Here is a 9501-nt window from a genome sequence, read left to right as displayed (position 1 = left end):
AACAAATATTTTTATTTTTTTTTAAATTTTAAAATTTTTTTTTTGGGTGGTGGGGGGGGGGGGGGTTTTGGCGGGGGCCCCCCCCCCCCCCGCGGGCCCCCCCCCCCCCGCGGGGGGCCGATCCAGTATTCCAGAAGCCGTGGTGGGATACGGAGGGCCCGCGGCGTACTGGATTCCCCGCTTTCGCGGGGAATGACACCGAGGGTGGCGCGGCGCCGTGCCCCGACAAAAAGGTCAGGGCCGCACCACCGTGTACCCATTCTCCGCCAGGAACAGGATCTGCCCGACGCCCACCTGCACCGGCGTCGCAGTCGGAATGAACTCCGGCCGTCTTCCGGTCTCCCGCTCGATCGTGTCGACCGTGTTGAGGCAGATATCGAAGCGCACGCCCTGCACGATCAGGCTTTCGACCTGCTTGCGGCGCTCGCTGCCGGTGAACAGGAGATCAATGCCGGGACCGAACGCCACCACCTCGATCGCGACCTTGTCCGGATCGTAGGCCTTCAGGAGATTGTTGGCGACGCTCAGCACCAGCGCGTGCTTCTTCGCATCGCCGTCGGAGAGCTGAAGCACGATCTTGTGCTCGGCGAACGGCTTGTCCTGGAGCGGCACTTGCTGTGCCGAGGCCCATGGCGTGGCGAAGGCGAGCGCCGCCAGCAGCATCGCGCAGCAGATTTGCGATCGCATCATCCCTGTCCTGCAATGCCTGGATTGCCCTCGACGCCCTTCAGCGTCACGCCGGAGCCGAGCCGCTCCTGAAACATCCGGCCCGAGCGCAGATATTTGGCGACGACATCCCACACCGGTGCGCCCTGCTGGCCGTTGACCGAGGCCCAGCCCGCGACCTTGTAGCGGTTGCTCGCGCTGAGCGCCTTGCCGCCATTGAGCTTCAGTTCGGAGATGCGGCTGCCGATCGCAGCTGTCGGCGTGCAGGTGTAGCTGAGCCCGCCGGCGCGCACCATGTCGCCGCCCTGCTGGTAATAGGGATCGGGGTTGAAGAGGTTGTCGCAGATGTCTTCCAGCACTTCCTTGATCTGGGCGCCGGTCATCTCCTGCACATAGGTCTCGGGATAGGTGATCGCGGTTTCCGCGAGCACATCCTCCATGGTCAGCGGCTGGCCGGACAGTGCGGTGACGCCCCAGCGGAAGCCCGGCGACAGCGCGATCTCGGCATCGAGTTCGCTGCGCAGCGCGGTGCAGATCAGCTCGTCGACGGGGCCGGCGAAATTGTCGCGGCGATAGAGCAGGCGGTCGGGCGTTGCGATCTTCTCCGACCAGTCGGTCACATGCGGCGCACGCACCCGGCCGATCAGCTCGGCCATGCCGGGGTCGGGCTTCAGCAGCTCGGAATAGACCGGCAGCAGATGGTACCTGACATCGCCGACCTTGCCCTTGTCGAGCGCGAGATCGAGGACGCCCAGAAATTTTCCGTTGGAGCCGGCATTGGTGACGAGCGTCGTGCCGCTCGCGTTCTTCACCGCGATGGGCTGCGGGATCGCATCATGGGTATGGCCGCCGAGGATGACGTCGATGCCGGTGATGCGGCTCGCGAGCTTGAGATCGACGTCCATGCCGTTGTGCGACAGCAGGACGACCGCATCGACCTTCTCGGTGCCGCGCAAGGCATCGACATGCTTCTGCAACTCCTCCTCGCGGATGCCAAAAGTCCAGTCCGGCGTGAACCGCTTGGGATGCGCGATCGGCACATAGGGGAAGGCCTGGCCGATGATCGCAACACGATGGCCGCCGAGCTCCTTGATCATCGAAGGCTTGAACACGCGCCCGCTCGCCTTGTCGAAGGCGGGGGCGTCGTTGAACGCGGCCTCCTCGGTCAGGAAGACGTTCTGCGCCAGAAACTCGCCCTTGAAGCGCTCGAGATTGTCGCGCAGCGCCTGCTCGCCATAGGTGAATTCCCAGTGCCCGGTCATCGCCTCGATGCCGAGCAGATTGGCGACCTCGACCATGTCGCGGCCCTGCATGATGTTGGCAAGACCCGTGCCCTGCCAGAGGTCGCCGCCGTCGACGAGCACGGAGTGCTTTTCGCCGGCATCGCCGCGCAAGCGATCGATCAGTGTCTTCAGATGCGCGAAGCCGCCGAGCTTGCCGAAGCGGCCTGCGGACTTCTCGAACTCGAAGCAGCTGAAAGCATAGGCATCGGCGCTGTCGGAGCGGATCCCGAACCGTTCGAGGAAAGCGCGGCCAACCAGATGCGGCGGCCGTCCTGCCATCTCCCCGATGCCGATATTGACGCTGGGCTCGCGGACATAGACCGGGTTGAGCTGCGCATGCGTGTCGGTGGTGTGTAGGATGCGCGCATTGCCGAACCGCTCAAGGTCGTAAATGCTCGCGGTCTCGGCGCCGCGCGCGAGCCGCGGCAGGCTGAGCGATGTGGCGACAGCAGCGGTGCTCTTCAGGAAATCGCGGCGGCGGATGGCCATCCAGAAATTCTCCGCGCCTCTCAACGGCAATTCGACGGTTCCACGAGATTTTTAGTCTAGCGGATTTCCATCGCCTTCCACGCCTCTTTTTCTGACGTCGCCTGGAAGATCGAGGCCTTCGCCAGCGCCTCGGCCTCCTTCGAAGCGGCAACCGCGCGGTCGAAATCGCCGCCGTCGGCCGCCTTCTTGGCTGCCGCCAGCGCTGATACGGTCACGGTCCACTGGTTGCGCATGCCGGCTGCCTCCTTGGAGGCGGCCTCCGCAGCGGCATAGGCCGCCTTGTAGTCTGCCTCGTCTGCCGCGCGCGCTGCTGGCGCGAGGCTCAATGCGAGCAACATGGCGAGAGGAAGTGACAGCTTCATGGCCGCGCTCCCGGCCCTGAAATCGGCAGGCCGTTGGCGACGTAGGACAGGAAATATTCGACGTCGCGATATTCATCGGCCTGCGGCTCCAGCGGAACCGCGCGGGTCTGGCTGTTGCAGGTGACGAAGCGGCGGCTGGTGGTACCCATGCCGCTCCATTCGGAGCGGTAGATCGGCATCGCGTTCAGAATGCCGAGTGCCGGCGCCAGGATCTCGGCGCGGATGCGCTCGCCCGGGCTCTGCACATGGCAGCTCGCGCAGGAGAAATTCATCTGGCCGCGGCGCGTGTAGAAGTAGCGCTTGCCGTTCTCGTACGCGGCGAGCGCGCGCGGGTCGTCGGGAATCTTGATGTCCATCGGCTTGCCGCGCGAGGTGAACGCCATGTAGGCGGTGAGCGAAGCCATCTCGTCCTTGACGTAGGAGTAGGGCGCCTCGCCATTGGCCTCGCGGCAGCGGTTGAGCGCGAGCTCCAGCGTGACGACCTTGCCTTCCCCAGTGTCGAAGTAAGGATAGTTCTGGCGGATGCCGATGCCGCCGTTCGGGAAGCAGTCGGCATAGGTCTTGCCGTTCTTGAACGGGGTCGCGAACATCTCCTTGCCGGCGTCGAGCGCGAACTCGTAGGGCGCAAATTCCTCCTTCTCCTGCCACTGCCGCTTCATGTCCTCGTTCATCGAATAAGGACCGTTGACGAAATCGTCGTGCTTCACGGTCGGAAACTTCTGGAAGAAGAAGTTCTGGAACGCTTTCGCATCGGCAACGGGATCGACCTTGTCGGCCGCGATCACGCGCGGAGAGGTGAGGGCGAACGCGACCAGCGCGGCGCTCAACGAACCAAGCAGGAGATAGAAGCGGACATTCATCACGAAATCTTCGCGGTGGTCGTGTCCGACCCGCCCTTGTTGTCGGTCCAGGAGACCTTGAGGTCGTCGCCCTTCTTGGCGCCCTTGAAGCTGAACTTGACGTAGGGGTCCTTCGAGACCGCGGTGCCCCAATCGGCGACGAAGACATCCTTGCCGTTACATTCGAACTTCAGTCGCTGGATGAAGTGCGCCGGAATCACCTCGCCCTTGGAGTCCTTGACCAGGCCGGTGTCCATGGGGTGCTGGATCAGTACCTGCACCTCGGTGATGTCGCCGTTGGCGGTGGCGCGGACGCGAATGCTGGATGCCATCTAAATTCTCCTAACCGCCGCAGCCGCCGACTGTGACTTTGACTTCCTTCGTCGCGCTGTAGAGCTTGCCGTCGGCTTCCACGATCGCTGTCACGTTGGTGGTCTTGGCCATCTTCAGGCGGTTGGCGACAGCAGGGATCGTGCCATCGGGAATCTTGTAGCTCGCCGCGAGCGCGCTCGGATTCTCGGCCACGAAGAACGAGATCGAGGTGACCTTGTCGAGCGTCGTCGTCACCGAGATCGGCACCACGCCGCCGTTCTCGGCGATCTCGGGCGCGTCGAGCTTGACCTTGTCGGACGGCTCGGCGGTCTTGCCGTAGAGCGCCTTGATCGCGTCCGCCTCGCTCTTCTGCTTGAACGCTTCTTCCGGGTATTTGTCGTTGGCCGCCGCACGCGCGGGCGCGAACGGCAGGTTGCCGAGGCCGAGCAGCGCGACGCCGGCTGCGCCCTGAAGGATCAGGCGCCGCGTCGGATGAGGGCCGGTGGTGATGGTCATCTCGAATCTCCTGGACATTCTCTTGGCGTGCCGGCGGTCACAGGGTCTGGAGGAAATCAACGATCGCGCTGATCTCCTGCTCGGTCAAAATCCGGTTCCGGCCGAACGGCGGCATCATGGTCTGCGGATTGCGCTTGGTCTCGTCGAAGATGATCGCGACCAGCTCGTTGCGATCAGGGTATTTTGACTTGATGTCCTTGAGCTCCGGTCCGATCGTGCCCGGCAGGTCGCCGCCCTTGATGACGTGGCAGGTCAGGCAATTGCCCTTGCCGCGGTCGAAGGCGAGCTTCTGGCCATCGGCCACGGCGGATTGCGCCCGCGCGGGGCCTGCGGCAAGCCCGGCGGCGATCGCCAGCAGGACGTAAAGGACGGGCGTCCGTGGAAAGGCGGTCAAGGCGTCATTCCGAGGCGTTATGTCGATGATCTCGTTCGCGGAAATATAGTGTTCCAAAGCACAAAGGGCATCGGCTGACAATCAAGACTATGCGCGCGGCAAAATGGAGTTAATATCTTCCGCATTGCAACTAAAGAGCTTATTTGTCCGGCGGATTCGGGCCAGGGGTGCTGGCCGGCTGTTTTCGGGGCGTTTGGGCGCCCATCGTGTTTTTTTCCCGTTCTCGTTTTTTCAAGGGGACCTCAATTGGCTGAATATGTCGTCGAATTTGGCAGGGACGGCGGACGGGTGGAGTCGGATGGGCGGCTCGATGCACCGGCATTTCATCGCAATCACGAGCCGCTCTGGGCGGCGCTGGAAAAGCATCTCGCAGGCCTGACCGGCAATGTCGTCGAGCTCGGCAGCGGAACCGGCCAGCACGTGGTCCATTTCGCGCAGCACACGCCCGGCCTGATCTGGTGGCCGAGCGACCTCAACCAGCGCCACCTCAAGAGCATCGAGGCCTGGCGCGTTCATTCGGGCCTGCAAAACATCCGCTCGCCGCTGCGGATCGATCTCACCGACCCCGACTGGTGTCCGGAGATGCGAAGCGGGCAGGGCCCGACGAGCCTGGCCGCATTGTTCTGCGCCAACGTGATCCACATCGCACCATGGAGCGTGGCCGAGGGCCTGTTCGCCGGTGCCGGCCGTTACTTGCGGGCCGACGGCAAGCTGTTCCTCTACGGTCCGTTCAAGCGCGACGGCAAGCACACCGCGCTCAGCAACGCCGTGTTCGACACCTCCTTGCGCGAAGGCAATCCCGAATGGGGCGTGCGTGATATCAGCGACGTCGAGACGCTCGCCCGCGGAGCGGGGCTGAGCCTCGTCGATACGATCGAGATGCCGGCGAACAATCTGACGCTGGTGTTTTCGCGCTAAGCCACGAAGGCGGTGCGCTCCCTCCCCCGCAAGGGGGGAGGGAATGAGAGAGCAGTGGCCGCCTCACGTCGTGATGCGATCAAAGTCCACGAGGGGCTGCGCGCCTACGCCTCCCCGTCCTTCCACCCGATCCTGTCCTTCAAGAACCGGAAGCCGATCACCTCGAAGCCGGCGCGCTCCTTGTTGTCCTTGCCGTAGCCGTGGCCGCCGGCTTCCGGCTCGTAGAACCAGGCCTCGTAGCCCATCGCCTGCAGCTTTGCGGCCATCTTGCGCGCGTGGCCGGGATGAACGCGGTCGTCGCGCCGTGTCGTGGCGATCAGGATCGGCGGATAGGACTGGCCGGCCTTCACGTTGTGATAGGCCGAGTAGGTCTTCAGCCACTCCCACTCTTCGGGCTTATCAGGGTCGCCATATTCCGCGATCCAGCTCGCGCCCGCGAGCAGCTTGGTGTAGCGGCGCATGTCGATCAGCGGAATGGTGCAGAACAACGCGCCGAAGCGCTCGGGGTAGCGCACCAGCATGTTGGTGATGAGGATGCCACCGTTCGACCCGCCTTGCGCCGCGATCCGCTTTGCTTTGGTCACGCCGCGTCGCACGAGATCGGCGGCAACGGCCGCGAAATCGTCGTGCGAGAGTTTCTTGCCGGCGAGCCGGCCGGCGTCGTGCCAGCGGGTGCCGAACTCGCCACCGCCGCGCAGATTCGCCTGCACGATGGTGCCGCCGCGCTCGAGCCACAGCTTGCCGAGCGAGGGGTTGTAGTACGGCTTCACCGCATGGGCGAAGCCGCCATAGGCGCTCATATAGACGGGCGCATCGCCGGTCTCGCTGGCCGGACCCGTTTGCACATAGGGAATGCGCTCGCCGTCGATCGAGATCGCCTCGTGCTGTGTGACCACGAGGCCGTCGGCGGTGAACGTCTTCGGCGCCTGCTTCAGCACGGTCGGGCTTGCGACGCCGCGCTCCAGCAACAGCAGCGACGGCGGCGTGAGCGGGTCCTGCACATTGGCGAGCAGGTCTCCATTGCTCTCGGACGGATGGCGATCGAGCGGCCAGATGTCGACGACGCCGATTTGCGGGAGTCCGGGAAGCGTCTCGCGGCTCCAGCCGCCGGCGGATGGTGTGAAGATCTCGAAGCGCGGCTGCAGCTCGTCGAGGATCGACAGCACCAACTTTCCCGCCGCCCAGAACAGACCTTGCAGGGCCTGCCGCGGCCCGGGTTCGAACAGGACGATGAAATCGCGGTGGCCTGAAAGGAACGCGGAGAGCGAGATGCCGAGCACCGTGTCGGTGGCGTAGGTCCGCCCCTCGACCGTCCAGTCCTTGCGCAGCTTCATCGCGAACCAGTCGCCATGCGCCTGCAGCCAGATGCCGGTCGGCAGATCGAGCTTCGTCGTCGCACCAGCCGCATCGCGCAGCCAGATCGCATGATTGAAGAAATCGATCTGGTCGACGATCCAGACCCGCGGCGCCGGTCCCGTGTCGTCGGCCATGCCTGACATCGCCATGTGATCGGCCGTGGTCTCGAGGATTACCTGGGCCTGATCGACGGGCTCGCCGCGCCGCCACACGCGAACGGTCCGCGAATATCCGGAAGTCGTCGCCATGCCCTCGCCGTGGGCGCTCGACAGCACCAGCGTATCGGCATCTATCCAGTCCACGCCGCCCTTGGCCTCCGGCAGCGTAAATCCGTCCGCAACGAAGCTCTTCGTGTCGAGGTCGAATTCCCGCAAGGTGACGGCGTCGCTGCCGCCGCGCGACAGGCTCAGAATCGCCCGCGAGTGTCCCGGCATCGTGGCGATCCCGCTCAGCAGCCAGTCCTCGCCTTCGCTCGCCGCGAGCTGGTCGATGTCCAGCATGATCTCCCACGCCGGATGCGGTTTGCGAAATTCCGCCAGCGTGGTTTGCCGCCACAGGCCGCGCGGGTTGGCGGCATCCTTCCAGAGATTGTGTAGATCGCTGCCGCGCCGGCTGACATAGGGGATGTTGTCGGGACGATCGTAGATCGCCGCGAGGACATCGCGGTCGCGCTCGAAGGCCGCGCCCCCGAACGCGGCGAGCGTCAGCTGATTCTGCCGCGCGACGAAATCGAGCGCCTGCTTGCCTTCGATCTCCTCCAGCCAGAGCCAGGGATCGTCGTCGGGAGCGCTGAGCGTGGGTCGGTCGTCGACAGACATGAACGAAACTCCCAAGGATCGCGGCGGATAGGATTTGATCGAGCGCAAGCCGTCAAGCGCGCAGGCCCGGTATCATCCGCCCGATTGCGTCAGAGGCATGGCCTGCGCCCGTTTGCGCCGGTTGCCCGCCCTCCCGCGCCCCTCCATAGTGCCGGGAATCAACAAGTCCTCTCGGGCGGAAATGCCGATGTTAGACGTGACTACAGCCCACGAAATCGCTGCCGACGCCCGCGTGCGTGCCAATGTGGTGCGCCTTGCCGCGGCGCAAGCGCTGACCGGCGCCAACTCGGCGGTGATCTTCGCCACCGGCTCGATCGTCGGCGCGACGCTCGCGCCCGACATGTCGCTCGCGACGGTGCCGCTGTCGATGTACGTCGTCGGGCTTGCCGCCGGCACGCTGCCGACCGGCGCGATCTCGCGCCGTTTCGGCCGCCGCTGGGCTTTCGTCATCGGCACCGGCTGCGGCGTCCTCACCGGCGTGCTCGGCTCGTTCGCGATCCTGCATGCCTCGTTCGCGTTGTTCTGCGTCGCGACCTTCCTCGGCGGCCTCTACGGCGCGGTGGCGCAATCCTATCGCTTCGCCGCCGCCGACGGCGCGAGCGCGGCCTACCGGCCGAAAGCTGTGTCCTGGGTGATGGCCGGCGGCGTGTTCGCCGGCGTGCTCGGTCCACAGCTCGTGCAATGGACCATGGACGTCTGGTCGCCCTATCTGTTCGCCTTCAGCTTCCTGGTGCAGGCTGCGGTCGCGCTGGTCGCGATGGGCATCGTCGCCGGCGTCGACATGCCGAAGCCGGCACCGGCAGATCTGCACGGCGGCCGGCCGCTGCTCGACATCGTGACCCAGCCGCGCTTCATCGCGGCCGCTTTGTGCGGCGTCATCTCCTATCCCATGATGAACCTGGTGATGACCTCGGCGCCGCTCGCCATGAAGATGTGCGGCCTCAGTGTCAGCGATTCCAATTTCGGCATTCAATGGCACATCGTCGCCATGTACGGCCCGAGCTTCTTCACGGGCGCGCTGATCGCCCGATTCGGCGCGCCCAAGATCGTCGCCGCCGGCCTGCTGCTGGAGGCCGTGGCCGCCGGCATCGGTCTCTCCGGCCTCACCGCGATGCATTTCTGGGCCACGCTGATCGTGCTCGGCGTCGGCTGGAATTTCTCCTTCATCGGCGCCTCCGCGCTGGTGCTCGAGACGCACCGTCCGCAGGAGCGCAACAAGGTGCAGGCCTTCAACGATTTCCTGGTGTTCGGCATGATGGCGATCGGCTCGTTCTCCTCCGGCCAGCTGCTGGCGAATTACGGCTGGTCGGCGGTGAACATGGTGGTTTTCCCGCCGGTGGTGCTCGGCCTCGCCGTGCTCTCGCTGGCGTCCTGGGCCCGCCGCCGCAAGGCGCGGCTGGACGCAGCGATGGGCGAATTCCCGGATGCGATCTGAGTTGGCAGGAGGCTGTCAGCAGCGTTGATAGTTCGATCCAGGTCGAAGTGATTTTCTGAGGTGAGATAATAGATGCTGCGTCATGGCCGGGCTTGTCCCGGCCATCCACGTCT

Annotated in this window: 10 protein-coding genes; 2 read left to right on the top strand and 8 right to left on the bottom strand. The window is 64.8% G+C overall.

Annotated elements, in window-relative coordinates:
• Positions 1–234: 234 nt before the first annotated feature.
• From AC0L3X_RS23710 to soxX, 7 genes are read right to left on the bottom strand one after another with little or no spacing between them, the layout of a single operon-like run.
• Positions 235–690, bottom strand: a complete 456-nt coding sequence (locus AC0L3X_RS23710; protein ID WP_063979966.1) for a DsrE family protein — start codon at positions 688–690, stop codon at positions 235–237.
• Entirely contained in the window at positions 687–2438 is a 1752-nt protein-coding gene (gene soxB, locus AC0L3X_RS23705) for a thiosulfohydrolase SoxB (RefSeq protein ID WP_063979965.1), read from the bottom strand. The genes AC0L3X_RS23710 and soxB overlap by 4 nt, the downstream gene beginning before the upstream one ends.
• Before the next feature lie 56 nt (positions 2439–2494).
• Positions 2495–2800 carry a hypothetical protein gene (locus AC0L3X_RS23700; protein WP_063979964.1) on the bottom strand — a complete coding sequence of 102 codons (306 nt, stop codon included), beginning with the start codon at positions 2798–2800 and terminating at the stop codon, positions 2495–2497.
• Positions 2797–3660, bottom strand: a complete 864-nt coding sequence (gene soxA, locus AC0L3X_RS23695) for a sulfur oxidation c-type cytochrome SoxA (protein ID WP_063979963.1) — start codon at positions 3658–3660, stop codon at positions 2797–2799. The genes AC0L3X_RS23700 and soxA overlap by 4 nt, the downstream gene beginning before the upstream one ends.
• Entirely contained in the window at positions 3660–3971 is a 312-nt protein-coding gene (gene soxZ, locus AC0L3X_RS23690; RefSeq protein WP_063979962.1) for a thiosulfate oxidation carrier complex protein SoxZ, read from the bottom strand. Before soxZ ends, soxA begins: the two co-directional genes overlap by 1 nt.
• Before the next feature lie 10 nt (positions 3972–3981).
• On the bottom strand, positions 3982–4467 hold the full coding sequence (soxY, locus tag AC0L3X_RS23685) for a thiosulfate oxidation carrier protein SoxY (protein ID WP_063985941.1): 486 nt from the start codon (positions 4465–4467) through the stop codon (positions 3982–3984).
• Between the two features lie 37 nt (positions 4468–4504).
• A complete protein-coding gene (soxX, locus tag AC0L3X_RS23680) occupies positions 4505–4861 on the bottom strand; it encodes a sulfur oxidation c-type cytochrome SoxX (RefSeq protein ID WP_028151969.1) in 357 nt (118 codons plus the stop codon).
• A gap of 246 nt (positions 4862–5107) precedes the next feature.
• Between soxX and AC0L3X_RS23675 the strand changes: the two genes are divergently transcribed.
• Complete coding sequence (locus tag AC0L3X_RS23675; protein ID WP_063979961.1) at positions 5108–5779, top strand: DUF938 domain-containing protein; 672 nt, start codon at positions 5108–5110, stop codon at positions 5777–5779.
• Between the two features lie 104 nt (positions 5780–5883).
• On the opposite strand, the gene AC0L3X_RS23670 is transcribed toward AC0L3X_RS23675, so the two are convergent.
• Entirely contained in the window at positions 5884–7953 is a 2070-nt protein-coding gene (locus AC0L3X_RS23670) for a prolyl oligopeptidase family serine peptidase (RefSeq protein WP_063985940.1), read from the bottom strand.
• Between the two features lie 187 nt (positions 7954–8140).
• Here AC0L3X_RS23670 and AC0L3X_RS23665 point away from each other — a divergent pair, with 187 nt between their 5' ends.
• Positions 8141–9388: an MFS transporter gene (locus tag AC0L3X_RS23665; protein WP_063985939.1), complete on the top strand. Its 1248-nt coding sequence runs from the start codon at positions 8141–8143 to the stop codon at positions 9386–9388.
• The last annotated feature ends 113 nt before the right edge of the window (positions 9389–9501 follow it).

This window comes from Bradyrhizobium sp. MI1.7 (genome assembly GCF_055811795.1).
The sequence above is the reverse complement of the archived record's forward strand: the minus strand, read 5'-3'. Positions and strand labels throughout refer to the sequence as shown.

Coding starts and splice junctions, on each gene's coding strand:
- AC0L3X_RS23670 (WP_063985940.1), bottom strand. CDS start 7,953: ATGTCTGTCGACGACCGACCCACGCTCAGCGCTCCCGACGACGATCCC.
- soxZ (WP_063979962.1), bottom strand. CDS start 3,971: ATGGCATCCAGCATTCGCGTCCGCGCCACCGCCAACGGCGACATCACC.
- AC0L3X_RS23700 (WP_063979964.1), bottom strand. CDS start 2,800: ATGAAGCTGTCACTTCCTCTCGCCATGTTGCTCGCATTGAGCCTCGCG.
- soxY (WP_063985941.1), bottom strand. CDS start 4,467: ATGACCATCACCACCGGCCCTCATCCGACGCGGCGCCTGATCCTTCAG.
- AC0L3X_RS23710 (WP_063979966.1), bottom strand. CDS start 690: ATGATGCGATCGCAAATCTGCTGCGCGATGCTGCTGGCGGCGCTCGCC.
- AC0L3X_RS23665 (WP_063985939.1), top strand. CDS start 8,141: ATGTTAGACGTGACTACAGCCCACGAAATCGCTGCCGACGCCCGCGTG.
- soxA (WP_063979963.1), bottom strand. CDS start 3,660: ATGAATGTCCGCTTCTATCTCCTGCTTGGTTCGTTGAGCGCCGCGCTG.
- soxB (WP_063979965.1), bottom strand. CDS start 2,438: ATGGCCATCCGCCGCCGCGATTTCCTGAAGAGCACCGCTGCTGTCGCC.